General features: G+C 39.5%; 17 protein-coding genes, 2 rRNA genes and 10 pseudogenes. 15 read left to right on the forward strand and 14 right to left on the reverse strand.

Annotation, left to right across the window (positions count from 1 at the left end; translation table 11 throughout):
• Positions 1–87: 87 nt before the first annotated feature.
• A complete protein-coding gene (locus tag NYR89_RS05505; RefSeq protein ID WP_279445055.1) occupies positions 88–294 on the forward strand; it encodes an excalibur calcium-binding domain-containing protein in 207 nt (68 codons plus the stop codon).
• Positions 295–538: 244 nt separating this feature from the next.
• On the opposite strand, the gene NYR89_RS05510 is transcribed toward NYR89_RS05505, so the two are convergent.
• The 4 genes and pseudogenes from NYR89_RS05510 to pgsA all read right to left on the reverse strand — a co-directional run bounded on the left by NYR89_RS05510 (position 539) and on the right by pgsA (position 3846).
• A complete protein-coding gene (locus tag NYR89_RS05510) occupies positions 539–1291 on the reverse strand; it encodes a TatD family hydrolase (RefSeq protein ID WP_279445056.1) in 753 nt (250 codons plus the stop codon).
• 71 nt (positions 1292–1362) lie between these two features.
• Positions 1363–1464, reverse strand: coding sequence for a hypothetical protein (locus NYR89_RS10970; protein WP_423848460.1), 102 nt, complete (start codon positions 1462–1464; stop codon positions 1363–1365).
• A gap of 30 nt (positions 1465–1494) precedes the next feature.
• Positions 1495–3200: pseudogene (gene uvrC, locus NYR89_RS05515) on the reverse strand (excinuclease ABC subunit UvrC); the annotation flags it as partial.
• 94 nt (positions 3201–3294) lie between these two features.
• Positions 3295–3846, reverse strand: coding sequence for a CDP-diacylglycerol--glycerol-3-phosphate 3-phosphatidyltransferase (pgsA, locus tag NYR89_RS05520; protein WP_279445057.1), 552 nt, complete (start codon positions 3844–3846; stop codon positions 3295–3297).
• A gap of 180 nt (positions 3847–4026) precedes the next feature.
• On the opposite strand from pgsA, the gene NYR89_RS05525 reads away from it, so the two are divergent.
• The 4 genes and pseudogenes from NYR89_RS05525 (at position 4027) to NYR89_RS05540 (ending at position 6799) form a co-directional block, all read left to right on the forward strand.
• Positions 4027–4692, forward strand: a complete 666-nt coding sequence (locus NYR89_RS05525) for a Bax inhibitor-1 family protein (protein ID WP_279445058.1) — start codon at positions 4027–4029, stop codon at positions 4690–4692.
• A 53-nt stretch (positions 4693–4745) separates the two neighbouring features.
• On the forward strand, positions 4746–5081 hold the full coding sequence (locus tag NYR89_RS05530; RefSeq protein ID WP_039194877.1) for a TusE/DsrC/DsvC family sulfur relay protein: 336 nt from the start codon (positions 4746–4748) through the stop codon (positions 5079–5081).
• A gap of 65 nt (positions 5082–5146) precedes the next feature.
• Positions 5147–6037, forward strand: a pseudogene (locus NYR89_RS05535) (metal ABC transporter substrate-binding protein); the annotation flags it as partial.
• 6 nt (positions 6038–6043) lie between these two features.
• Positions 6044–6799: a metal ABC transporter ATP-binding protein gene (locus NYR89_RS05540; RefSeq protein ID WP_279446651.1), complete on the forward strand. Its 756-nt coding sequence runs from the start codon at positions 6044–6046 to the stop codon at positions 6797–6799.
• Positions 6800–6880: 81 nt separating this feature from the next.
• Here the strand turns inward: NYR89_RS05540 and NYR89_RS05545 are convergent, their stop codons facing one another.
• The 4 genes and pseudogenes from NYR89_RS05545 to NYR89_RS05560 all read right to left on the reverse strand — a co-directional run bounded on the left by NYR89_RS05545 (position 6881) and on the right by NYR89_RS05560 (position 9488).
• The gene (locus NYR89_RS05545) at positions 6881–7372 is read right to left on the reverse strand and encodes a YbaK/prolyl-tRNA synthetase associated domain-containing protein (protein WP_279445059.1); all 492 of its coding nucleotides are present in this window, start codon (positions 7370–7372) and stop codon (positions 6881–6883) included.
• A gap of 14 nt (positions 7373–7386) precedes the next feature.
• A pseudogene (locus NYR89_RS05550) lies at positions 7387–8483 on the reverse strand (threonine synthase).
• 10 nt (positions 8484–8493) lie between these two features.
• Positions 8494–8856 carry a RidA family protein gene (locus tag NYR89_RS05555; protein ID WP_279445060.1) on the reverse strand — a complete coding sequence of 121 codons (363 nt, stop codon included), beginning with the start codon at positions 8854–8856 and terminating at the stop codon, positions 8494–8496.
• The gene (locus NYR89_RS05560; protein ID WP_279445061.1) at positions 8856–9488 is read right to left on the reverse strand and encodes a helix-turn-helix transcriptional regulator; all 633 of its coding nucleotides are present in this window, start codon (positions 9486–9488) and stop codon (positions 8856–8858) included. The genes NYR89_RS05555 and NYR89_RS05560 overlap by 1 nt, the downstream gene beginning before the upstream one ends.
• Before the next feature lie 199 nt (positions 9489–9687).
• Between NYR89_RS05560 and apt the strand changes: the two genes are divergently transcribed.
• The 9 genes and pseudogenes from apt to NYR89_RS05605 all read left to right on the forward strand — a co-directional run bounded on the left by apt (position 9688) and on the right by NYR89_RS05605 (position 17445).
• Positions 9688–10227 (forward strand): adenine phosphoribosyltransferase, encoded by a 540-nt coding sequence (gene apt / locus NYR89_RS05565; RefSeq protein WP_279445062.1) that lies wholly within the window; start codon positions 9688–9690, stop codon positions 10225–10227.
• A gap of 48 nt (positions 10228–10275) precedes the next feature.
• Positions 10276–12341: pseudogene (gene dnaX / locus NYR89_RS05570) on the forward strand (DNA polymerase III subunit gamma/tau).
• Positions 12341–13249, forward strand: coding sequence for an ABC transporter ATP-binding protein (locus NYR89_RS05575; RefSeq protein ID WP_279445063.1), 909 nt, complete (start codon positions 12341–12343; stop codon positions 13247–13249). The pseudogene dnaX and the gene NYR89_RS05575 overlap by 1 nt, the downstream one beginning before the upstream one ends.
• A gap of 3 nt (positions 13250–13252) precedes the next feature.
• On the forward strand, positions 13253–14014 hold the full coding sequence (locus tag NYR89_RS05580) for an ABC transporter permease (RefSeq protein WP_279445064.1): 762 nt from the start codon (positions 13253–13255) through the stop codon (positions 14012–14014).
• Positions 14015–14109: 95 nt separating this feature from the next.
• The gene (gene modA / locus NYR89_RS05585) at positions 14110–14868 is read left to right on the forward strand and encodes a molybdate ABC transporter substrate-binding protein (RefSeq protein ID WP_279445065.1); all 759 of its coding nucleotides are present in this window, start codon (positions 14110–14112) and stop codon (positions 14866–14868) included.
• Between the two features lie 56 nt (positions 14869–14924).
• Positions 14925–15615: pseudogene (gene modB / locus NYR89_RS05590) on the forward strand (molybdate ABC transporter permease subunit).
• Positions 15616–15618: 3 nt separating this feature from the next.
• A pseudogene (modC, locus tag NYR89_RS05595) lies at positions 15619–16673 on the forward strand (molybdenum ABC transporter ATP-binding protein ModC).
• A 48-nt stretch (positions 16674–16721) separates the two neighbouring features.
• Positions 16722–17156: a type II toxin-antitoxin system RatA family toxin gene (locus tag NYR89_RS05600; protein ID WP_278225348.1), complete on the forward strand. Its 435-nt coding sequence runs from the start codon at positions 16722–16724 to the stop codon at positions 17154–17156.
• Complete coding sequence (locus NYR89_RS05605; RefSeq protein ID WP_279445066.1) at positions 17116–17445, forward strand: RnfH family protein; 330 nt, start codon at positions 17116–17118, stop codon at positions 17443–17445. Before NYR89_RS05600 ends, NYR89_RS05605 begins: the two co-directional genes overlap by 41 nt.
• Before the next feature lie 45 nt (positions 17446–17490).
• On the opposite strand, the pseudogene tdeA reads toward NYR89_RS05605, so the two are convergent.
• From tdeA to gpt, 3 genes and pseudogenes are all read right to left on the reverse strand, one after another.
• Positions 17491–18887: pseudogene (gene tdeA / locus NYR89_RS05610) on the reverse strand (toxin/drug exporter TdeA).
• Positions 18888–19033: 146 nt separating this feature from the next.
• Positions 19034–19654 carry a guanylate kinase gene (gene gmk, locus NYR89_RS05615; RefSeq protein ID WP_279445067.1) on the reverse strand — a complete coding sequence of 207 codons (621 nt, stop codon included), beginning with the start codon at positions 19652–19654 and terminating at the stop codon, positions 19034–19036.
• A gap of 87 nt (positions 19655–19741) precedes the next feature.
• Positions 19742–20216, reverse strand: a pseudogene (gpt, locus tag NYR89_RS05620) (xanthine phosphoribosyltransferase).
• 172 nt (positions 20217–20388) lie between these two features.
• On the opposite strand from gpt, the pseudogene NYR89_RS05625 reads away from it, so the two are divergent.
• Positions 20389–21844: pseudogene (locus tag NYR89_RS05625) on the forward strand (aminoacyl-histidine dipeptidase).
• 645 nt (positions 21845–22489) lie between these two features.
• On the opposite strand, the pseudogene NYR89_RS05630 reads toward NYR89_RS05625, so the two are convergent.
• The 3 genes and pseudogenes from NYR89_RS05630 to NYR89_RS05640 all read right to left on the reverse strand — a co-directional run bounded on the left by NYR89_RS05630 (position 22490) and on the right by NYR89_RS05640 (position 26431).
• Positions 22490–23058: pseudogene (locus tag NYR89_RS05630) on the reverse strand (transposase).
• A gap of 220 nt (positions 23059–23278) precedes the next feature.
• Positions 23279–23394, reverse strand: a 5S ribosomal RNA gene (gene rrf, locus NYR89_RS05635).
• 137 nt (positions 23395–23531) lie between these two features.
• Positions 23532–26431 (reverse strand): 23S ribosomal RNA (locus tag NYR89_RS05640).
• Positions 26432–26588 lie beyond the last annotated feature (157 nt).

Consider the following 26588-nt stretch of genomic DNA (forward strand, 5'->3'; position numbering starts at 1 on the left):
TTGAACCTTTTTAAGGTTCAAGATACAATAAAGATCGAACCTAAAACAGGTTCTTTAAACATAAATTACACCTTAGGAGGGTCACCAATGAAAAACAATCTATTAGTTTTATTTAGCTTATCCTTAATGATACCAACTTCATTCGCAACAAGATGTGCCGATTTTTCAAATCAACAGGAAGCCCAATCTTATATGCAACAAACAGGAGCTAGAAATTTAGATCGTGATAGAGACGGAGAAGCATGTGAATGCTTACCTGGTGGTAGCAAATATGGCACTAGTGTATGTCGTTAGAATAAAAATATTACTTCTTTTCTTATTCTTATTTATCAATCGAGTGGAAGCAGATAATCTACCGGTTGTTTGTCCGGAACACTTAGATATCAAGAAAATTCAAGCTCAAAAGTGCTTAAGTGGGAAAATTAAATATATCAATCGATATCATCTAATAGAGCAAAATTAATACAAGCGGTGTAATTTTTGCTAATTCTGCAAAAATTGCACCGTTTTTCTGTCTTTGCACGAATATTCCATTTTCTTATACTACCCCATATAACCGCTGATAATTCTGCCTAATTTGCGAGCGAATCACTCTCTCTGACTCTGTTCTTAATTTCGCTAATTGTGCTAATATTGCTTGTAATTGCTGTGAAATACTCGCATTTTCTAAACTTTCATGTTGCCATGGGCTATCGGTTTCAATCAGCAAACGATCAAGCGGTAATTTTTGTACGATTTTTTGCGTTTTCGGATTCCATAAAATATCCGGTGTGACACTAGCGAAATAAGGGGTACGAAGAAAACGTTCAAGCGAATCATCATCGGTTTTAAACCAATGGAAATGTGCATGTTGAATTTGGTATTTTTCCAGCAAATCCAGCATTATCGCTACATCATCATGCACGATATGCAAATTTAAAGGCAAATTTAACCGCTTGCTTAATACAACAAATTGTTCCAATAAGGCAAGATAAGGCTGATAATCCAGCTTAGGATTCTCCCGCTTTAGGTAATGCGGTAATCCCACTTCACCGATAGCGGTCAAATTTTCTCGATTTTTTACAATCCAATCAGACAATGCTTGTTGCTGTTTATCATCGATTAACGGCTGTTCGGGGTGAAATCCTGCCGCAATTTGGATTTTCGGAAGCTTTTGTTTTAATGCTAATAATCTTTCCGCGCTGGCTAAATCGGTACTGACCGCCAATACGCCTTGTAGCAAAGGATCGCTAACTATCTGTTCTATTTGGCTTGCTTCAAGTTGGTCTAAATGAATATGGCTATCGAACATCTTGGTCTTATCTCTATTTATAAGCGGTTAAATTTGCAGAAAATCTTGCAAATTCGACCGCTTGCTACTTATTAGCTATGTTGTAGCGTATCAAAAATCACTTCGGCAAGTTGTTTTGAAATGCCGGGAACAGATTGTATGTCCTCTAAAGTTGCGGCTTTTACCCCTTGCATACCACCGAGATATTTTAGTAACGCTTGGCGACGTTTTGCTCCAACACCGGCGATTGATTCCAATCCGCTTTCCGTAAAAGCTTTTTGGCGTTTTTTGCGGTGTCCGGTAATCGCATGATTATGTGATTCATCACGAATATGCTGAATTAAATGCAAGGCAGGACTGTCCGGCGGTAAGTGAATTTCTTTATCCCATTTACTGATCAATAAGGTTTCTAAACCGGCTTTTCTTTCCACGCCTTTCGCCACACCGATTAACAACGGTTTACGCTTATCCCAACTGACATTTAACGAAGCAAAAGTTTCTAACGCTCGATTCAACTGCCCTTTCCCACCATCAATAAAAATAATATCTGGAATTTTTTCTTCTTCTAAATTGCGGTCATAACGTTTTAATAGGGCTTGCTCCATTGCCGCATAGTCATCACCACCGGTAATACCTTCAATATTAAAACGGCGGTAATCTGATTTTAGCGGCCCATTTTCATCAAATACCACACAAGAAGCTACCGTTTGATTGCCCATTGTGTGAGAAATATCGAAACACTCCATCCGTTTGATTTCCGCTAAATTGAGTAATGCCTTGAGTGAGTCATAACGCTGGCGAATATGCGTATCTTGTTTAAGTTGTAAAGTAAGAGCGACTTCTGCATTGGTTTTCGCCAATGCCAAATAACGACTTTTATCGCCACGAATATTTTTATCGGCAATACTAACCTTATGTCCCGCTTGTTCCGACAGCACATTAGATAATGCGGTCGCTTCACTTAACGGCTGATCGATAATAATTTGATTCGGTATCGTGCGATGTTGGTTCATCTGTAGATAAAACTGACCAACAAAGGTATCCGCCAACTCGCTTAAATCGGTATTGTTTGGTACTTTAGGAAAATAGGAACGATTGCCTAACACCTTTCCGTGACGCACAAATAAAATATGCACACAAGCAATGCCGTGCTGATAAGCGATCGAAATAATATCGAGATCATCCAAACGCTCGTTAGAGACAAATTGTTTTTCTTGTACCGCTCGCACCGATTGAATCTGATCGCGAAAACGAGTGCCGCTTCAAAATCCAGCTCTTGTGCGGCGTTTTCCATTTTTTGTACCAAATGCTCAACCACTTGTCCGTCTTTGCCTTGTAAAAATAAGCGGACAAGATTCACTTGATTATCATATTCCGCTTGTGAGTAATAGCCTTCTACACAAGGGGCAAGACAACGTCCGATTTGATATTGCAAACAAGGGCGAGAACGATTTTTATAGTAGCTGTCTTCACATTGGCGAATCGGAAACAGTTTTTGCAGTAAATTTAGCGTCTCACGCACTGCCCCTGCATTCGGATACGGACCGAAATATTCGCCGGCAATTTTTTTACTACCACGAAACGAAGTAATTCGAGGGTGCTGATGCTTTGTGAGTAAAATATACGGATAGGATTTATCATCACGCAAAAGCACATTGTACTTCGGCTGATTTTCTTTAATGTAATTGTGTTCCAGCAGTAACGCTTCCGTTTCCGAATGGGTTATTGTGGTTTCGATATGATGAATGTGAGCAACTAACGCTTCAGTTTTCTTACTGGCGAGTTGGCTACGAAAATAACTGGATAAGCGTTTTTTAAGATCTTTGGCTTTACCGACATAGATAATGGTATTTTTCGCATCATACATACGATAAACACCGGGAAGATGAGGCACATCAGCAAGAAAGGATTTAGCATCAAATAAAGACATATTCTTTTAAAAAAACACGGATAACATCAGAATTACAAGAAAATCAATAAAATTAACCGCATTCCAATGTTATTCCGTGTTTCAGTAGACAAAATTAGGATTTCATTAAACTATTTTTGGAAGCGTGAAGATATTGGAACATTGACCATAAGGTTAAACCTGCGACTACATAAAGTAAAATCCAAGCCAAGACTTCCATTGCAAAGTTAAATCGCCATAACATTCCACCTAATGCTAACATTTGTGCGGTTGTTTTAAATTTTCCCCAAATTGAAACCGCCACACTTGCACGCTCACCTAATTCAGCCATCCATTCTCTTAATGCGGAAATAATAATTTCTCGAGCAATCATAATCGCCGCCGGAATGGTAATCCACCATGTATGGTAATATTCAACAACACAAACTAATGCGACTGCGACTAATACTTTATCTGCGACCGGATCTAAAAATGCACCTAAATGTGTGGTTTGATTCCATTTACGAGCCAAATAGCCATCAAAAGCATCAGTAATGGAAGCAATAAAGAAAATCAGTGTTGAGATTTCAGCTGAATACCAACCGTTAGGCAAGTAAAAAGCAACCACAAATAGAGGAATCAAAATAACCCGAAATAAGGTCAGATAGGTAGGAAAATTCAGTTTCATATAGGGCATTTGCAAAGTAAATATTAGGTCATTTAAGTGTATCACACTCATAAGAAAATTTTTAACTATTGCATAGATAAAGTCAATTGACTTTGGTTAAATTTGTCGCTAATTTACACTTGATTTATGGAAGTTTGTCCATATATAAATCAAACGTTTGTTCAACTTAAAGGAAACAATATGGAAAATCGTGTAATTAGTGGTGCGACAAGCGGTGAATCATTACTCAGCACTCACAAAGTATTACGTAATACTTATTTCTTACTTTCAATGACATTAGCCTTTTCAGCAGTAATTGCTTTTGTGGCAATGTCAATGAATGCACCGGCATTACCTTGGTGGGGATTATTAATCGGCTTCTACGGTTTATTATTCCTAACCAATGCAACAGCAAATAGCGGTGCAGGTATCTTAAGCGTATTTGCATTAACCGGCTTTTTGGGTTACACCTTAGGACCGATTTTAAATCGTTATATCGGTGCAGGTTTAGGTGATGTGATTGCACTTGCGTTAGGCGCAACCGCATTGGTATTCTTTGCTTGTTCGGCTTATGTACTTACAACTAAGAAAGATATGTCATTCTTATCAGGTATGATGATGGCATTATTTGTGGTGTTACTCGTTGGGATTATTGCTAACATCTTCTTAGCAATTCCGGCATTAAGCCTTGCAATGAGTGCATTATTTGTCGTGTTCTCAAGCGGTGCGATTTTATTAGGTACCAGCAATATTATTCACGGTGGTGAAACCAATTATATCCGTGCAACCGTGGATTTATATGTATCTCTATACAATCTATTCTTAAGCCTATTACAAATCTTTGGCGTATTAGGTAGTGACGATTAATCTAAAATAAATTTGAGAGAGTAAGTGCCACACCTGTGGCACTTTTTATTTTTATGAATTACATTGAATTAAACGAACAAAAATATCCGACAGATGCTTCAGGTTACTTAACTAACCTTGATGATTGGTCAGAAGCGCTTGCGATTGAAATTGCCAAGAAAGAACAAATTGTTCTGACAAATGAACACTGGGAAATCATCTTTCTAGTGCGTGATTTCTATCAAGAATACAAAACCTCGCCGGCAATCCGAATGCTAGTTAAAGCGATGGCACAAAAATTCGGCGAAGAGAAAGGAAATAGCCGTTATTTACAACGTTTATTTCCTGACGGTCCCGCAAAACAAGCCACTAAAATTGCTGGTTTACCTAAACCCATAAAATGTTTATAATTATTAATTGAGATTAATTCTCAATTTCACTCAAAATGAAAACTCATGATTTAAAAGGAGAAACTATGAAACTTTCATTTTTAAAACAAGCATTTGTGGTCGTATTAGGTTTAAGTGCCACTCTCACTATGGTCGCACCGTTCAAAGTTGTCACAACCTTTACCGTTATTCAAGATATCGCACAAAATGTTGCCGGCGATAAAGCAGTTGTAGAATCTATCACCAAACCCGGTGCGGAAATTCATGATTACCAACCGACACCAAAAGATATTGTAAAAGCACAAAAAGCAGATCTTATCTTATGGAACGGTATGAATTTAGAACGTTGGTTCGAGCGTTTCTTTGAAAACGTAAAAGGTAAACCGGCTGTAGTGGTTACCGAAGGCATTACGCCAATTGCAATTACTGAAGGTGAATATAAAAACTTACCAAATCCACATGCTTGGATGTCATCGGCTAATGCTCTGCAATATATTGAAAATATTCGTGCCGCATTAGTGAAATACGATCCGAAAAATGCCGAAAGCTATAACCAAAATGCTAAAGTTTATGCAGAAAAAGTCAAAGCCATTGCGGAACCGTTACGCCAACGTCTATCCGTTATTCCGGAAGCACAACGTTGGTTAGTAACTAGTGAAGGGGCATTTAGTTATTTAGCACAAGATTATCAGTTAAAAGAGCTTTATTTATGGGCAATCAATGCTGAAGAACAAGGTTCTCCGCAACAAGTGAAAAAAGTAATCGACGGCGTAAAAGCTAACAATATCCCTGTTGTTTTCAGCGAAAGTACCGTATCGGATAAACCGGCAAAACAAGTGGCAAAAGAAACCGGCGCATTATATGGCGGTGTGTTATATGTTGATTCACTTTCAACTAAAGACGGCGCTGTACCGACTTATTTAGATTTATTAAAAGTGACAATCAGCACAATTGTTGACGGTTTTGAAAAAGCAAAAAATAATATGGCATCCATTCCAACCTCTATTTCTGTTGAAAAGCTAAGTGTCCGTTATAATAACGGGCATTTAGCCTTACATGATGTGTCTTTCCAATTACAGAACGGTACGATTTGTGCTTTAATCGGTGTAAATGGTGGCGGTAAATCCACGCTTTTTAAAAGTTTAATGGGATTAGTCAAACCTCAAACGGGTACAATTCTGTTAAACCAGATGCCGATTCAACAAGCCTTGAAACAAAATTTGGTTTCTTATGTGCCGCAAAGTGAAGAAGTCGATTGGCAATTTCCTGTTTCCGTTTACGATGTCGTTATGATGGGTCGATATGGCTATATGGGATTACTACGCCGTCCTTCATCTCTTGATAAACAAAAGGTGATGCAAGCAATGGAACGAGTGGATATTTGCCATTTGCAACACCGCCAAATCGGTGAGCTTTCCGGTGGACAGAAAAAGCGTGTGTTTCTTGCTCGAGCATTGGCACAAGAAAGTCAGATTATTTTACTGGACGAGCCGTTTACCGGTGTTGATGTTAAAACCGAAAATGCCATCGTTGAATTGTTGCAACAACTGCGTAGCGAAGGACATTTAGTTTTAGTTTCAACGCACAATTTAAACAGCGTACCTAGCTTTTGCGATCAAGTATTGATGATAAACCGCACCTTACTTGTCGCCGGAAAAACCGAAACCACCTTTACTAACGAAAATCTGGAAAAAGTCTTTGGCGGTGTACTACATTATCTTGCTAAAGATATTGGATAGATTGATAAAGACCGCCAAAAGCAAGCGGTCTTTTTTTCATATTTTTTAACATTACATAATGAATATAAAACTGAGTAGCCTCTATATTTCTCTTTTTACAAAACTTACTAATGTCGGTCGCACAATACGTGCATAATCTTGCGTATTTAAAATAATTGAACATTCTAGCGTACCGGCGTTAAAAGCAAGCTCATCGTAGCGTTCAAGTAAACTAGGATCTGCAATAAGTTTAAGATCCGGGTGAAAGCTAAAAGGTGGTATCGCACCAAAGACACAATCTGTAAGTTCATCAACTTCTTTAGGGCTGGCAAGAGATGCTTTTGTACCGCCTAAGTATTGGGCGATTTGATTTAAATTCGCCTGCTCATCGGCTGGTAAAATAGCAAGTACCGCTTGTTTTACACCATTTCCTTTGATTTTACACACCAAGGCTTTTGCCCCTTGCCCGATTTCCGTACCACGAATTTTCGCAACCTCTTCCGATTTACCGGCACTAGTATGACGGACTACTCGATAACGAGCTTGATGTTGGTCTAAAAGTGCGGTCAAATTTTCAAATATTTTTTCCGACATATTATTTCCCTTAATTAATGATCTGATTTCAGCCCGGCACCACACATTGTAATTAAGCAATCTTCGACTGCACCATATAGCTCACAGTAATGAAGATAAGCCGCATAGTTGGTCATGCGGTAGTGTGTTCACAATAAATCCCTTTTTTGGCTAAAGCGTTTCGTGCCGCAAGAATTTTATCTTCCGGTGCATTCACAAAACGAATCGCATATTTTTCCGCATAAGCTAAAATTTCACTTGCTCGCATAGGTCGCCCAATGGCAATACCTTCGGCGATAGTCGGCTTAATCTCAACCTGTTCTGCAAATTTTTGCCCTTTTTTGACCGCTTGCAATAAGGGATCACAATATTCGCTTTGTAATGCAATAATCGTTGGCATTTCATCAATAACACCACTTTCCAACAAATGTTCTAGTCCCTTAATGACACCAATAAACAAAGTACCGTTTCCAACCGGAACGACAATCTGTTTTGGAATCCGCCCGAGCTGTTCAAACGTTTCATAAATATAGGTTTTCGTACCTTCGTAGAAGAAGGGGTTATACACGTGATTAGCATAATAAACGCCCTCATTTTCAACTTTAGCACGACATACATCTGCACAATGATCACGGCTACCTTTAATCACATTAGCTTTAGCGCCATGCGACTCAATCATATTAATTTTTTTCGGCGATGTTCCTTCCGGTACAAAAATTTCACATTGAATACTCGCTTTAGCGCAATAGGTCGCGACACTATTTCCTGCATTACCACTACTATCTTGTACCACCGAATCAACACCAATCGACTTACAATGACTGATAAGTACCGCCGCACCACGGTCTTTAAAGGAAAGCGTTGGCATAAAGTAATCCATTTTTAATAATACATTTTCATCAAAACGGACTATCGGCGTCATCCCCTCTCCCAAGGAAATATCACGCCAACTTTCATCTTGCAAAGCGATAAATTTTCGATAACGAAATAAGCTCCACTCATGCTGATCAACCTGATTGAGATCAAATTTAGGTGGCTGATAATCTAATGACCATAACCCGCCACATTGACATTTTGCTTGGCGAGTAGATACCGGTGCAATTTGTTGGCATTGATTACAGATAAATTTCATATTGATTCTCCTAAGCAAATTCGGCAACCGCATCAATTTCGATAAGTGCGTTGTAATGCAAATTACCGCAAGGTACAACAGTACGAGCAGGTTTGTGTGAACCGAAAAAATCAGCATAAACTTGATTTACCGTATCCCAATAAGCTACATCGGGAATATACACACGGCATTGCACAACATCATTTCTACTAAGACCGGCAGTGGCGAGTACTTGAGCTAAATTAGCGAGAGCTTGTTTAGTTTGAGCTACAATATCACCAACAATTTTCCCATCAGCATTAAATGGAAGTTGTCCCGATATATACAACATTCCGTTGGATTTTATTGCTGGTGAATAATGCCCTTTACTTTGATTCGGTAGAATAATTTCCATTAGCGTTTTCCTCTTACTTCATCTAAATAACTATAAATGGTCACTTTATTTACGCCTAATTTTTCAGCAACTTTCTCAATACTACCTTTCATTAAAAACAAGCCTTTTTGTTCCATAAAACGAATCTTTTCAATTTTTTCATCTCGAGTCATCATCTCAACAGATTGTCCGTTTACAATTTTATCCATTAAATTTTCTGCCATTGCAGAAAGCGGAAGCTCTTCTGTTTCTAGCGTTTGCTCAGTTTGTTTTATTTGATTTAGGTTAGGCAATAAGCTATTTAAGTAAGCGATTTGCTCAGTAATCGGTGTTGTGTCAATGTTGATACATAAAGCACCAACCAGCTGTTGGTTTTGGTCAAAAATCAGTTGAGTGGATGAACGAATAAGTTTACCCTCGACTTCAAAATAGTAATTGGCTACATAGTTATTATTCAGCTTATCCGATAACATCACTTCCTTAACCAAATGGTCAAAATTCTGCCCCGGTTTACGATGTGTAACATCGCCGGCGACATACACAACCGAGTGCTCAGGGCGGTTTAAATCATGTAAAACAACTTCACAACTTTTGCCGAACATTTCAACTAACATCTCTGCCATCGAAACATAAGGGATAAGAATTTGGTTCATAGCATCTCCGTAGAATTTTTTATATAGACTATATAATTTATTCTATATCATCAATGAATTTATATAATTTTTTATATGGGAAATCGGTTAATGACATTGAAAATAGCGACGAATTGCCTACTCCCTTAAATTTCCCTTGTAATTTTGCTCAATTTTGTTAAATTCTTCAGGTTATTTTGCTATTTTTTAAGGTCTAACCATGAACCAATTAGATTTAATCAAATCATCTATCAAATCTATTCCTGATTATCCGAAAGCAGGTATTATTTTCCGTGACATTACCTCATTATTAGAAGTGCCGGAAGCATTCAAGGCAACCGTAGATGCGATCGTTGCTGAATTTAAAAATAAAGGTATTACTAAAGTCGTTGGAACAGAGTCTCGCGGCTTTATCTTTGGTGCACCGGTAGCGCTTGCGTTGGGCGTACCTTTTGTATTAGTTCGTAAACCTAAAAAATTACCACGTGAAGTTATTTCACAATCTTATTCTTTAGAATATGGTGAAGATACGCTGGAAATCCATGTAGATTCAGTAAAAGAAGGTGATAACGTATTAGTTGTAGACGATTTATTAGCAACCGGCGGTACAATTGACGCTACGGCAAAATTAATTCGTCGTTTAGGCGGTAAAGTAGAACACGCGACCTTTGTGATTTGGTTACCGGATTTAGGCGGAAAAGAACGTTTAGAAAAAGAAGGCATCAATTCATTCACATTGGTTGAGTTTGCCGGTCATTAATATTTCTTAGCACGGAGTACGTGTATTCCATGCTAAATAAGAGTCGCAATGAGTTATCAAGTTTTAGCCCGTAAATGGCGTCCACAACGTTTTTCTGAAGTTGTCGGACAGCAACACGTTTTATCTGCATTAGAAAATGGTCTGCGTGAAGGCAGGCTTCATCACGCCTACCTGTTTTCCGGTACACGTGGTGTAGGTAAAACCTCGATTGCACGCCTATTTGCAAAAGGCTTAAACTGCGAAACCGGTATCACTGCTACACCTTGCGGTGAGTGTGCAAATTGTAAAGCGATCGAAGAAGGTCGCTTTATTGATCTGATTGAAATTGATGCGGCTTCACGTACTAAAGTCGAAGACACACGTGAGTTGCTTGATAATGTTCAATACAAGCCAACAGTCGGACGCTTTAAAGTTTACCTGATCGACGAAGTGCATATGCTTTCTCGTCACAGTTTCAATGCGTTGCTTAAAACGCTTGAGGAACCACCGGAATACGTAAAGTTCCTATTGGCAACGACAGATCCACAAAAACTTCCGATCACGATCTTATCCCGTTGTATGCAATTCCATTTGCGTGCATTAGATCAAACTCAGATCGCAAATCATCTCGAATTTATCCTGCAACAGGAGAATATTCCCTATGAGTCAGCCGCTATTGAAAAATTAGCAAAAGCGGCTCAAGGCAGTATTCGTGATTCATTAAGTTTAACCGATCAAGCGATTGCGGTAAGTAATGCGAATATTAGTTTACCTATCGTGCGGCAAATGCTCGGTTTAATTGATGATCACCAACCAATCGAATTAGTCACCGCTCTTGCCCAAGCAGACGGTGAAAAAGCAATGTCAGTTATTCAATCCGTTGCTGAAAAAGGAATTGATTGGTCACAACTACTCTCTGATGTTGCCCAAACGTTACATCAAATTGCAATGCTCCAACTGCTTAAAAATAGCGGGCAGGAACAAACTCAGCTACATTTTTTAGCAAAACAAATTGCACCTGAAGACGTACAACTTTTCTATCAGCTAATGCTCAATGGTAAAAAAGAGTTAACATTTGCACCGGAACAACGTGCCGGTGTAGAAATGACGATTTTACGTGCATTGGCTTTCCATCCTAAACGAGCGGAAGAAATCAATCGCCAACCGGTAAGAGAAGTTGTTCAAACAACAGCGACTGTATCGCATACACCACAGCAAAATATTGAACAGCTCAAAGCTCGTTTAACGCATAATCACGCACCGCAAGCGGTTAATTCTACTCAAAATTTTGCAACACAACCTGTTGCAAAAATGCCGGAAAATTCAACCGCTTATCCGCAACCAGCCGCAAGTGTAGTTGAAAGCGGTTCAGCGCCAGTGTCGCCGGCACTTGCGGCAATGCAGGCCCGTAAACAGTTACAGCAAACTCAGGCACAACTTACTCAAAACGAAAAAAAAGCCTGAGTTAGCTAAACCGGCTATTTCATCGGCGAGCAGACCAAATTCACAAAAAACGCCAAGTTTACAAGAGCGTTTTATGAATTTGGCAACTGAGCAACAAACGCAAGCTCAGCTTCAACCAACAAAGCAACCAGAAAAACCGTTAAGCGATGAAGATTATTGCTGGACGTGGCTCAATCCCGAATTAGAAACCCAAAATGAAAGCACTAAACCATCCGATATCAAACAAGCTATCTTGCAAGAGCGTACGCCAGAATTAGTGGCAAAAACAATCGCATTATCTTGCGAGCAAGACGAATGGTGCAAAATTGTGAATGAGTTAAAACTTGGTGGTTTATCTCGTCAAGTCGCATTAAATAGCTATTTGGCCGAAAAACAAGGCGAACAACTTAAATTAGTCCTTAAGCCAGCAATGGCACATTTAGATAATGCCGAATCTCGCCAAAGCTTAGCGACCGCTTTACAAGAAAAAGGCTTTAGCTATGAATTGGCTATCGGTGAAAGTACAGAACATAAAACACCGCTTGAAATTCGCCGAGCTATTTTTGGAAATTTAACGCTCGAAGCGAAAAAAGCACTTATCCATGATGAAAAATTAATGCTCGCTACGCCAAACATTTGATGCGGAAATCGACGAAAGTACGATTCGAGCTGTTGCAGAGAATAAAGAATAATGAAAGCTTTAGAAATCAATAATCTGATAAAAACCTATCCGACTGGTGTACAAGCGGTAAAAGGAATCGATCTTAGCGTAGAACAAGGCGATTTTTACGCACTGCTTGGGCATAACGGTGCGGGCAAATCAACAACCATTGGAATTATTAGCTCTCTAGTAAATAAAACTAGCGGTAGCGTAAAAGTATTCGGTTACGATCTTGATACTCAGAAAATTCAGCTTAAACAACAAATTGGACTTGTACCGCAGGAATTTAATTTCAATCAGTTTGAGAAAGTGATTGATGTTTTAACCCAACAAGCTGGTTATTACGGAATTTCACATAACGAAGCGGTAAACCGAGCCGAAACTTGGCTGAAAAAACTCGATCTGTGGGAAAAACAAAACCACCTTACCCGAGAACTTTCCGGCGGTATGAAACGTCGTGTCATGATTGCTCGTGCGTTAATGCATAATCCTAAATTGCTGATTTTAGATGAGCCAACTGCCGGAGTGGATATTGAATTACGCCGCAGTTTATGGGACTTTTTACGAGAACTGAATCAACAAGGCACTACCATTATTTTAACCACACATTATTTAGAAGAAGCAGAGAATCTTTGCCGTCATATTGGTATTATCCAAAACGGTTTATTGGTTGAAAATACTTCAATGAAAGCCTTACTCGCCAAATTGGAAACAGAAACTTTCGTGTTGGATTTACAAAGAAAATCGGAAAATCAACCGCTTGAAATACAAGGCTATCCAACGCAATGGTTAGATGAAAATACCTTAGAAGTTGAAGTAAAACGAGAACAAGGTTTAACCAATCTGTTCCAACAAATTGCACAACAAGATGTGGAAGTGCTTAGTATGCGTAACAAATCTAACCGTCTTGAAGAACTCTTTATGAAAATGGCAAATTAATATATGAATTTAACTGGATTTTTTACTCTTTCTGCCAAAGAATCTCGCCGAATTATTCGTATTTGGCGTCAAACATTGGTTCCACCGATTATCACGACCACACTCTATTTTCTTATTTTCGGTAAATTAATTGGCGGTCGTATTGGTGAAATGAATGGCGTAAGCTATATGCAATTTATTGCACCGGGGCTAGTGATGATGAATGCGATTACCGCATCTTACGTAAATACTGCCTCATCATTTTTCCTCAGTAAATTTACTCGTAATTTTGAAGAATTATTAGTTTCTCCGCTCTCAACGCACAATATTATTTGGGGTTATGTGATGGGAAGTATTGTACGAGGCGGTTTAGCTGGTATTTTAGTGATGTTAGTCGCACTCTGCTTCGTTTCGTTTGATATTCATTCGTGGGCAATTATTTTACTGACTTTATTAATGACAACCATTGCCTTTGCGCTCGGTGGATTAATTAATGCGGTATATGCAAAATCATTTGATGATGTCGGTTTAATTCCGACCTTTGTTTTAACACCTCTGACTTATTTAGGCGGTGTGTTCTACTCGATTTCACTTTTACCCGAATTTTGGCAAACTGTATCCAAATTTAATCCGATCGTGTATATGATCAACGGTTTCCGCTATGGATTTTTAGGCATTAGCGATGTATCGGTATCCTATACTTTTGTGGTGTTAATCTCATTTATTGCCGTGCTATACTATATCGCCTTTTCATTGATTGAGAAGGGAGTCGGGCTTCGTAGCTGATTTTCTTTGCCAAGGATAACACGAGAGAGATTTGCTAAAGTCAGCTAAAAGCCAACCGCTTGCTCTCGTGTTAAATGCTTTAAAGGAATTTCAATATGAAACGATTATCTAAAACTTGCTTTATCGGAGCGTTAGTGCTTTCAACGCCTTTCGCATTCTCTCAAGACATTACTGTCTTTGCCGCTTCATCAATGACTAATGTATTACAAGAAATCAATCAAGATTTTGCCAAGCAATATCCTGATGATAAAGTAGTATTTTCCTTTGCATCCAGTTCGGTATTAGCCAAACAAATCGAACAAGATGCACCGGCAGATGTGTTTATCTCAGCCGACCTGAAATGGATGGACTACTTAAAAGAAAAACAGCCTACCAAAACTCAAAATATTCGTCATCTTGTTAAAAATGAGCTGGTTTTGATTGCACCAAAAGACAGTTCATTCGAGGCAAGCGATATACAAGCGGTCGATTTTGCGAAAATTTTAGCAAATAGCTATTTATCCGTAGGAGATCCGGCTCATGTACCGGCAGGCAAATATGCGAAAAAAGCATTGGAACATTACGGCTTATGGCAACAAGTAGAGCCTAGAATCGCTCGAGCGAAAAATGTACGTGACGCACTATCATTCGTAGAACGTGGTGAATCGCCATTGGGTATTGTTTACTCTACCGATGCGAAAGTTTCTGATAAAGTGAAAGTGATCACAGTTTTTCCAACCGAAAGCTATGGTGAAGTGATTTATCCGGTCGCGACAGTGAGCGATAAAGTGCAAGCTAAAACATTTTTAGATTTCCTAAAAACGCCGAAAGCCAAAGCAAAATTTGAAGTCGCCGGTTTTTACCCGATTCATTAATTCGACAAAAGGGATAGCTAACGCTATTCCTTTTCTGCTTATCTATGGTTGAAGCAATGTTCAATTTTACCCCTCAAGAACTTGATGCTATTTTCTTAAGTTTGAAAGTGGCTTTACTGGCAGTTGTTCTATCACTACCGTTTGCGATATTTATCGCTTGGTTATTATCTCGCAAACAATTTTGGGGTAAAAACTTATTAAACGGCATTGTGCATCTGCCGCTTGTATTACCACCAGTGGTTATTGGCTATTTATTATTGGTTTCGATGGCAAAAAAAGGTGTAATCGGTCAATATTTATGGCAATGGTTTGAATTTTCATTCAGTTTTTCTTGGAAAGGTGCAGTTCTCGCCTCAATGGTGATGGCATTTCCGTTAATGGTGAGATCGATTCGTCTGACATTAGATGCGGTCGATCCGAAATTGGAACAAGCCGCCAGAACCTTAGGTGCATCCCCGTTAAAAGTGTTTTTTACGCTCACGCTACCACTTTCCTATTCAGGTATTATCGCCGGAGCCGTACTCGGTTTTGCTCGTTCATTGGGGGAGTTTGGTGCAACAATCACCTTTGTTTCCAATATTCCGAATCAAACTCAAACTATTCCGTCCGCACTCTTTACTTTTATCGAAACACCGGACGGTGAACTGGTCAGCCGCACGTTTATGTGCCGTTTCGATTATGATTTCCTTAATTGCACTATTTGCTTCCGAATGGTTTGCTGAAAAGCAAAAACGCTTACTGAATTAACCTATGCTTCAATTAAATCTACACCAAACGCTTGGACAACTTGAATTAGCGGTAAAACTTGATATTCCAAATAAAGGCGTTACTGCTATTTTTGGACGTTCCGGAGCCGGTAAATCCAGTTTAATCAATCTGATTGCCGGTTTATCTACGCCACAAAAAGGCTATATCCGCCTTAATCAACAAACCTTATTTGATAGCGAGCAAAGGATCAATCTTGCGCCGGAAAAGCGAAAAATTGGTTATGTATTTCAAGAACACCGACTCTTCCCGCATTACACGGTTGAGAAGAACCTCAAATACGGTTACAAGCGGTCGGATTCCGCTCATTTTTTGCAAATTGTACAATTACTGGGTATTGAGCATTTACTCACTCGTTTTCCAGCTAGCCTTTCCGGCGGTGAAAAGCGCGTGTCGCGATCGGTCGAGCGTTATTAAGCGAACCGCAATTATTACTGATGGACGAACCATTATCCGCACTTGATTTACCACGTAAACAAGAATTGATCAATTATTTAAGCAAACTGGTCGCCCAAATTGAAATCCCGATTTTATATGTCAGCCATAGCTTAGACGAAATCATTCGTTTGGCGGATAACCTTATTTTGCTCGAACAAGGTAAAGTCACGCTTTTTGATAGCGTTGCTAATGTATGGCATCATCCGGCGTTTATGGCTTGGCAAGCGGATTCACAAAAGGTTAGCTTATTAGAATTAACGATTCATTCTTACCAACCCACTTACAAAATGGTTGGCTTAAATCTTGGTACGCAACAAATTTGGATCAACGAAACACCGCATTATCAAATCGGTGATAAATTACGCATTACTATTGCCAGCAAAGATGTGTCTATCAGCTTAGAAAAGCCGAACCAAAGTTCTATTCGTAATATATTACAAGGCAAAATTATGCAGATTATTGAACAAACCGACCGAGTAGATATTGCGGTCTCAGTTGATAATCACACAATATGGGCAAGTATCAGTTTCTGGTCATTTGATGAACTGGCCTTGTGGAATGGACAAAATGTCTATTTGCAAGTCAAAAGCGTTTCTTTGTAGAAATGCAAAAATTTAGTAAAATACGACCGCTTATTTGAGAGAGAAACCATGCCAGTAGTAAACCAATCATCCCTTGTCGCTTATAGCGCTGAGCAAATGTATCAGCTCGTTAACGATTACGAAAAATACCCACAATTTTTATCCGGTTGCGTAGGTTCCAAAACCATTAGTCGTGGTGAAACAGAACTAGAAGCAGAGCTACATATTCAAAAATTAGGTATTAGCCAAACCTTTAGCACACATAACACAATGCGCCTGAATGAACGTATTGAAATGAAACTAATCAAAGGCCCATTTCGTTATTTACAAGGTGTTTGGACATTCCAACCCTTTGATGAACAAAGCTGTAAAATCAGCTTACAACTTGAATTCGAATTTTCGAATCCTGTTGTCGGTATGGTATTTGGAAAAGTGTTTAACGAAATGACCATAAAAATGGTCAATGCGTTTAAACAGAGAGCCAAGGAGGTTTACGGTGTCTGAATCAGAAAAGATTATTGTTGAAGTTGCTTACGCCTATCCTGAACGTTATTTTCTAAAAAAACTTACGCTTGATAACGCGACAACAATCCAAAATGTGATTTTGCAATCCGGTATTTTAGAAAAATATACTGAAATCGATTTGAGAACCAATAAAGTCGGTATCTTTAGCCGTCCGGCAAAATTAACCGATATGGTAGAAAATGGTGATCGTATTGAGATTTATCGCCCATTGATTGCGGATCCAAAAGAAATTCGTCGTAAGCGAGCAACAGAACAAAACAAGAAATAAGAAAAAAAGCACGAAAAGTAAAATGCTCTTCGTGCTTTATTTTTCTTAGCGAATATATTTACCCGCCATTGATTGATACACCGTATTCTCACCTGACAAAATCGTATATTTTTGATTCAAAATCGAAAGCTGAGAACTAAGTTCTGTGTTCATTGCACCAATCCACTCACGGAATTCTGATGCACCTTGTTCATAACGATTTTTATAATAAGTACTAATGCGCTTATCATGTTCATACGCTTTTTGTAAGGTTGCATAGCTATTACGAGATTGCTGATAAGCATAATAGTAGTTATCAATTTCATTCAATGCGCTTGTTAACGCTTGCTCATAATTTAATTTCGCCGTCATATAATCAGACTCAGAAATTTTGACATTATTTTGAACACGATTCCAATCTAAGAATGGTAAATCAAATGAAATAACACCATTACCTACCGGATTATCGCCGATATTACGTGCTTTAGAAGCATTGCCTGAAATTGCACCACCTAAAGTCACAGTTGGGAACCAACTTTTTTCCGTTGCAGTTAATGAGTTAAACGCACTTTGTAAACGGTTTAAACGAGCTGTAATATCCGGACGATTTGCAATTGCAGAAACCGGAACATTTAAATCAACGCCTTGTAGTTTCCCCCCAAGATACTTGGATAACGAGAAGGTAAGGATTGATTTGGTTTTAAATTTAATAAATTACGCAACGTTTGTTCTGCTGTTTTTAAATTCGTACGGTAAGCAATTAAGTTATTATGTGCATTTAATGTCGCTTGTTGCGCTTGCTCTACCGCTAAACGGTCAATTGCACCTGCCGCTAATTTATTATTTAAAATACGTGAAATTTGTTCGTAATTCTTAATCGTTCGTTCAATTACATTGATCGCATCTTTGTAGTAAGCAATTTGGTAGTAAGTCGTTACAACCGAATTGATTAAGGAAAGACGCGCGACTTTTAAATCTTCAATCGTTGCTTTATGCTCCCATTCCGCGACACTCGGCGCATCCGCTAAACGACGCCATAAATCTAAGGTATAACTTAAATTAAATGCCGCGGTATTAGAAATAGTAGAAACACCGGTAGAAACTTGATTTGACGTTGAACCAAGCCCCTTAGTTGCTGAAGCTGAACCCGATCCACTAAAGGTCGGTACAAGATTCGCACCAACTAAATTAGCATTATAGAGTGCTTTATTTACAGCAATGGCACTTTTCGCTAAATCCAAATTATTTACAATCGCTTGATCAACAAGTGCATTTAATCTTGAATCTCGATAACCTTGCCACCATTGCTCATTAATTTGGAATTGCTTAGTAATATCTTCATATTGCTGATGTTCTGCTTGAACTTGTTCTAAAGAACCATCCTCACTCATTTTCGTTGTCGTAGTACACGCTGATAAAATCAATGCGGCAGAAAGTGTTAATGCGAATTTTGAAAGTTTCATTCGTTTTCCTTATGAGAAAAAATAAGGCGTATTTTATCCAAATACGCCTTTTATCGCCAGTAAAAAATGAACAGGCGTTCATTTTAAAGTTATCTTATCAATTTTATTTATATGTTACAGAGAAAAAATAAATAATGACAAATCGCTTATTCAGCCAATAAATTTGTAATTAAATCTTTAAATCTAACCGCTTGTGCATCTTGTTTTAAACGCTCAGCAGTTAAAATAGCTTTCAGGTCATTTAATGCCGTTTGGAAATCGTCATTTACAATGACATAATCAAATTCATTATAGTGACTCATTTCTGAGATTGCTTCTGCCATACGATTGGCAATCGTTTCAGCAGAATCTTGACCACGGCCGATTAAACGTTTTTCCAATTCTTCACGCGAAGGCGGTAAGATAAAAATTGTTTTAACATTTGGCACTTTCTCACGAATTTGTCTTGCCCCTTGCCAATCAATATCGAGAAAAACATCGATACCTTTCTCTAAACTTTGTTCAATCATTGGCAAAGACGTACCGTAATAATTACCAAATACTTCTGCCCATTCTAAAAAATGGCCTTTTTCGATCAGAGCTTTAAAATCAGTATGATCAGTAAAATAATAATGCACGCCATACTCTTCTCCCGGACGAGGATTTCGAGTGGTATGCGAAATGGAAAGTTGAACCTCAGAACGAGGTAAGTCTGCTAATAACGCATTAATTAACGAAGATTTCCCTGCACCACTCGGTGCAGAAAGAATATAAAGATTGCCTAACATAATTAATCGGAGATAAAAAATAAATTGAAAATGGAGAATTAATAACTATACATTATCAATTCTCCATTACTGATTTGATGAAATAACTTACTTACGAGCAAGAGGCGGAACAAATGTAATGCCTAAATCCCAAGGTTGCTCAATCCAAGTTTCTTGCGGAATATCAATCACATAATCATCAACAAGTGGCGCACCGGCAGGTTTTGCGAATACTGTTACAAATTTTGCTTTCGGATACATTTTGCGAATTTCTCTTGCGGTATTACCGGTATCCACTAAGTCATCTACCACGATAAAGCCTTCACCGTCGGTTTGTGCTTGCGTGTAATACATTTAATTCGCCTTGTTCATCATGATCGTAGCTTGAGATACATACGGTTTCAACGTGACGAATACTTAATTCACGTGCGAGTACCGCTGCTGGGAATAAACCACCGCGACTTACTGCAATAATACCTTTCCATTGCGATGCAGGTAAAAGGCGTTCTGCTAATTTACGTGCGTGCATATGGAACATATCCCAAGTTACAACATATTTTTCGTTTGTGTATTTTTCACTCATACAAAGTCCTAGATAAAAAAAAGCGGCGTCAAAGCACCGAATAAAAAAATTGCGTTATTCTAACCTAAAAAGCACATTCGTGCTATCATTTCCATTATTCTTCATTAATAGCGGTCTAATTTTTGCAAAATTTTACGAAAAGTTGGCCGCCTATAAGTCATTAGAGGTAAATATGTCTGAAATCACACAACTCTCTCCAAGTTTATTATGGCAATGGTTCGATAAAGTTTGTTCAATTCCTCATCCTTCTTATCACGAAGATCAACTGGCGGAATTTATCGTTAACTGGGCTAAATCTAATCACTTTTTTGCTGAACGAGATGATGCCGGCAACGTGCTGATTCGTAAACCGGCAACCAAAGGTATGGAAGATCGCCAAACAATCGCATTACAAGCCCATTTAGATATGGTTCCACAAGCTAATGCGGCAACACAGCACGACTTCCTTAAAGATCCGATTCAACCTTATATTGACGGAGAATGGGTTAAAGCCAAAGGAACAACTTTAGGTGCAGATAACGGTATTGGGCTTGCATCTTGCTTAGCAATCCTTGAAGCTAATGATATTGCTCATCCGGAACTCGAAGTGTTACTGACGATGAGTGAAGAAGTCGGTATGGAAGGTGTTCTAGGCTTACGTCCAAATTGGCTTACGTCGAATATTATGATTAACACAGATACTGAAGAAAACGGTGAGATTTATATTGGTTGTGCCGGTGGTGAAAATGTCAATTTAGATTTGCCATTACAATATGAAAACAACGTATTCGATTCAGCGTTACAACTAACATTAAAAGGCTTGCAAGGCGGCCATTCAGGTCGCGATATCCATACGACTCGAGTCAATGCAATCAAATTATTGGCAAGAATTTTAGCGGATATCCAAGCCCACCATTCAATTAAAATTGCCACATTAAAAGGTGGCTCGGTACGTAATGCAATTCCTCGCGAAGCACACGTCACCTTCGCTTTTGATGCAAAAAATCAGAAAGATTTAACCGCTTCCCTAACTCAATTATCGAACAAAATTCAGAATGAATTGCGATTAGCGGAACCAAATCTTATTCTTGAAATTGAAGCAATATCTTTACCAGCTCAAACACTGACTACAGAAGCAACGCATAAAGTTATCAATCTACTAAATATCTTACCAAACGGCATTATTCGTAATAGTGATGTCGTAAAAAATGTCGTTGAAACTTCATTAAGCATCGGTTTAGTTAAAATTGAAGAACAAAAACTTGTTGCCACGATTTTAGCTCGTTCATTAATTGAAAGTGGAAAAGAAGATGTGAGAGGAAAAATTAATTCTCTCGCAAGCATTAACTGGTGCAAAAGTTACTTTTTCCGGAGATTATCCGGGCTGGGAACCAGATACCGAATCTCAAATTACCCCATTAACTAAACAAATTTATGACGAAGTATTAGGTTATGAAGCACAAATTAAAGTGATTCACGCAGGGTTGGAATGTGGCCTCATTAAGAAAGTTTATCCAAATATGGATTTAGTTTCGATTGGACCAACTATCCGTAACGCTCACTCACCGGATGAGCAAGTACATATTCCGGCAGTTGAAATTTATTGGAAGCTACTCACTAAACTACTTGCTCAAGCACCACATAAATAACTAATCAATACTACAACGGCTAGAGAAATTCTAGCCGTTTTTTTTATAGTAATCCGTTTCAAAGGAACGTTACTTGATTTAACGATCCGTTCAATAGAATTTAGTTTACTTAATAGATTTTAATTTACTATTGATTTTATATTATCTGTTCCTTGTGATAAATAATGAGCCATATCGCCAGTAGCCTTAGTCAATAATATACGATTATGTAATAGCCCTTGAGAGAATTATATAGACAGGTAACGATGTATTTATTTTGAGTTTAAGGGGCTTAAGCTTGATTTGGGTTTGATTTTTTTGCTTTAGTAGCTAGGATTTCTAAGGCTCAGCTTTTTGATTTGATAGGGACCTTTGGTGTGTTTAGATTTTCCCTGTATTTCCTTAGGTTTTCAGGTCGAGTTGGGCTTTATGTTACTCCATAAAAATGCTTTAATCGTATTATTTCATTTCCTATGTAAATAGGAAATAAAAGCAATATACTGCTTTAAAAATTTTAGTTTTCTGGTTGAAAAAGTTAACTTTGAGGAGAATAATAAGCGGTCAAATTTCCCTTATTTGCCGCAAATCTAATAAAAAATCATACGCATATATATAAAACAGTCAGAGCTAAATCTAGGAATAAATAAATGGGGGCGCCCTAGATAACTAGACCAAACCTCCCCTAACTAATTGTTTTAAAATGGAAATTTGATACTTTATGTCACTGTAATTAAAACGCCATTCACATTCCTTTAAATAGAACTCAAAATGTGCTTTGGGAATGCCATTAAATTTGCATAGATGGCGTTTTGCTTAGCTCCAAAAATTCTCAATTCCGTTAATGTGGTTATGATTAGTGGCAAAATGCGTGCTGTGATTAATACGAAAATGAATAATCGGAAGCAATGTAGCTGATTGCGTATTCGGTACAGCAACGGTATAAACCTTACCATTACGCTTGAGAAGCCCAAATACAGCAACTTTGCCAGCAGGCCTCGCCCACGTTTACCTTTACGTGTCCCGCCGAAGTAGCTTTCATCCGCTTCGATTTCGCCATCAAACATTTCCAAATGTAGGCTGTTTTGATAGATAAGTAATCGTAAGCGATGAAAATAGTATGCGACAGTAGTTTTGTTTACATTCACTAACTCAGCGGCTGTTCGTGTAGTAACACCTACAACAAACAGCTCGATGAGTTTATTTTGTTTATGCTGACTTAGACGACTTTTTCTCATTGGGATATTGTATCCTAAATAGTAAATTTGTCAGTTATCTAGGATAGCCCCAATAAATGAGAGAATAAAGAAAAAAGAAAGAAAGGAAGAAATGAATCAGGAAAAAGAATAAAAAAACAAAGCAATGAAAAATAAAGTCTCGAAAAAGCAAAAACCCCGTAGTTATCTCTAACCACAGGGTTTCTTTTACTTCTTTGTCTTTGCTTTCGCACTAAATTCAATCTGGCGATGCCCTACTCTCACATGGGGAAACCCCACACTACCATCGGCGTTACTGCGTTTTACTTCTGAGTTCGGAATGGAATCAGGTAGAGCCACAGCACTCTGGTCGCCAGAATATTCTGTTGATGCCTTTTGTCTTCTTTCTTTGTCTTTGTTCTTTATCTGCTTTTTATTCGCACTTTAAATTCGAAACAAGTCGCTACTGATTTTCTAGTCTTTAGCCTTCATGCCCAAAAACACTTGAGCGTTGTATAGTTAAGCCTCTCGGGCAATTAGTATGTGTTAGCTCAACGTATCACTACGCTTACACACCACACCTATCTACGTCGTAGTCTCCAACAACCCTTACCGACTTATAGTCGGGGAGAACTCATCTTGAGGCAAGTTTCGTGCTTAGATGCTTTCAGCACTTATCTCTTCCGCATGTAGCTACCCAGCAGTGCCTCTGGCGAGACAACTGGAACACCAGTGATGCGTCCACTCCGGTCCTCTCGTACTAGGAGCGACCCCTCTCAATTCTCCAACGCCCACGGCAGATAGGGACCGAACTGTCTCACGACGTTCTAAACCCAGCTCGCGTACCACTTTAAATGGCGAACAGCCATACCCTTGGGACCTACTTCAGCCCCAGGATGTGATGAGCCGACATCGAGGTGCCAAACACCGCCGTCGATATGAACTCTTGGGCGGTATCAGCCTGTTATCCCCGGAGTACCTTTTATCCGTTGAGCGATGGCCCTTCCATTCAGAACCACCGGATCACTATGACCTGCTTTCGCACCTGCTCGACTTGTCTGTCTCGCAGTTAAGCTTGCTTATACCATTGCACTAACCTCACGATGTCCGACCGTGATTAGCAAACCTTCGTGCTCCTCCGTTACTCTTTGGGAGGAGACCGCCCCAGTCAAACTACCCACCAGACACTGTCCGAGACCGCGTTCCGCAATCTTCGTTAGAACATCAAACGTTAAAGGGTGGTATTTCAAGGACGCCTCCACAATCACTGGCGTGACTGCTTCAAAGGCTCCCACCTATCCTACACATCAAAATTCAATGTTCAGTGTCAAGCTATAGTAAAGGTTCACGGGGTCTTTCCGTCTAGTCGCGGGTACACCGCATCTTCACGGCGATTTCAATTTCACTGAGTCTCGGGTGGAGACAGCCTGGCCATCATTATGCCATTCGTGCAGGTCGGAACTTACCCGACAAGGAATTTCGCTACCTTAGGACCGTTATAGTTACGGCCGCCGTTTACTGGGGCTTCGATCAGGAGCTTCTCTTTCGATAACACCATCAATTAACCTTCCAGCACCGGGCAGGCATCACACCCTATACGTCCACTTTCGTGTTTGCAGAGTGCTGTGTTTTTAATAAACAGTTGCGACCAGCTGGTATCTTCGACCGGTTCAACCTTCAGCGGTAAACGCTTACAATCTACGCCGGCGCACCTTCTCCCGAAGTTACGGTGCTATTTTGCCTAGTTCCTTCACCCGAGTTCTCTCAAGCGCCTGAGTATTCTCTACCTGACCACCTGTGTCGGTTTATAGTACGGTTTAGTATAACCTGAAGCTTAGTGGCTTTTCCTGGAAGCGTGGTATCGGTTACTTCATCTCCGTAGAGACTCGTCATCACTTCTCGGTGTTAACGGAATTCCGGATTTGCCTAAAATTCCCACCTACCGGCTTAAACAGACATCCAACAGTCTGATAACCTAACCTTCTCCGTCCCCACATCGCAGTTATACCAAGTACGGGAATATTAACCCGTTTCCCATCGACTACGCTTTTCAGCCTCGCCTTAGGGGCCGACTCACCCTGCCCCGATTAACGTTGGACAGGAACCCTTGGTCTTCCGGCGAACGAGTTTTTCACTCGTTTTGTCGTTACTTATGTCAGCATTCGCACTTCTGATACGTCCACCAAACTTCTCAATTCAGCTTCATCCGCTTACAGAACGCTCCCCTACCCAACAATGTTTCCATTGATGCCGCAGCTTCGGTGACTAGTTTTAGCCCCGTTACATCTTCCGCGCAGGCCGACTCGACTAGTGAGCTATTACGCTTTCTTTAAATGGTGGTCGCTTCTAAGCCAACATCCTAGCTGTCTAAGCCTTCCCACTTCGTTTCCCACTTAACTAGTACTTTGGGACCTTAGCTGGCGGTCTGGGTTGTTTCCCTCTCCACGATGGACGTTAGCACCCACCGTGTGTCTCCTGAGTATCACTCTTCGGTATTCGCAGTTTGCATCGGGTTGGTAATCCGGGATGGACCCCTAGCCGAAACAGTGCTCTACCCCCGAAGGTGTCCGCTCAAGGCTCTACCTAAATAGATTTCGGGGAGAACCAGCTATCTCCCGGTTTGATTGGCCTTTCACCCCCAGCCACAAGTCATCCGCTAATTTTTCAACATTAGTCGGTTCGGTCCTCCAATTAGTGTTACCCAATCTTCAACCTGCCCATGGCTAGATCACCGGGTTTCGGGTCTATACCTTGCAACTCAATCGCCCAGTTAAGACTCGGTTTCCCTTCGGCTCCCTTATTCAGTTAACCTCGCTACAAAATATAAGTCGCTGACCCATTATACAAAAGGTACGCAGTCACCCCACAAAGAGGCTCCCACTGCTTGTACGTACACGGTTTCAGGTTCTATTTCACTCCCCTCACTGGGGTTCTTTTCGCCTTTCCTTCACAGTACTGGTTCACTATCGGTCAATCAGGAGTATTTAGCCTTGGAGGATGGTCCCCCCATCTTCAAACAGGATTTCTCGTGTCCCGCCCTACTTATCTCAAACTTAGTACCACTATCAATTTTTCGAATACGGGACTATCACCCTGTGTCGTTGAGCTTCCCAGCTCATTCTCCTAAATCGAATGCTATCGTTTGAAGGCTCCTCCGCTTTCGCTCGCCGCTACTCACAGAATCTCGGTTGATTTCTTTTCCTCGGGGTACTTAGATGTTTCAGTTCTCCCGGTTTGCCTTATTAAGCTATGTATTCACTTAATAATAGTAGATTCTTCATCTACTGGGTTTCCCCATTCGGATATCTTGGATTAAACGCTTCTTATCAACTCATCCAAGCTTTTCGCAGATTAGCACGTCCTTCTTCGCCTCTGATTGCCAAGGCATCCACCGTGTACGCTTAGTCACTTAACTATACAACCTCAAATGTTTTCAAAATTTATTTAAATTCATTCAATGCGTATTTTATTTAACTAAACACTTGACTGCTTTTGTTCAGTCAAGATTTTTTAACTACTCAGACTTTCTTTCGAAAATCTCTCAGTTTTCAGCTTGTTTCCAATTTTTTAAA

Origin of the sequence: Actinobacillus arthritidis, assembly GCF_029774155.1 — a bacterium.
GTDB classification, from domain to species: domain Bacteria; phylum Pseudomonadota; class Gammaproteobacteria; order Enterobacterales; family Pasteurellaceae; genus Actinobacillus; species Actinobacillus arthritidis.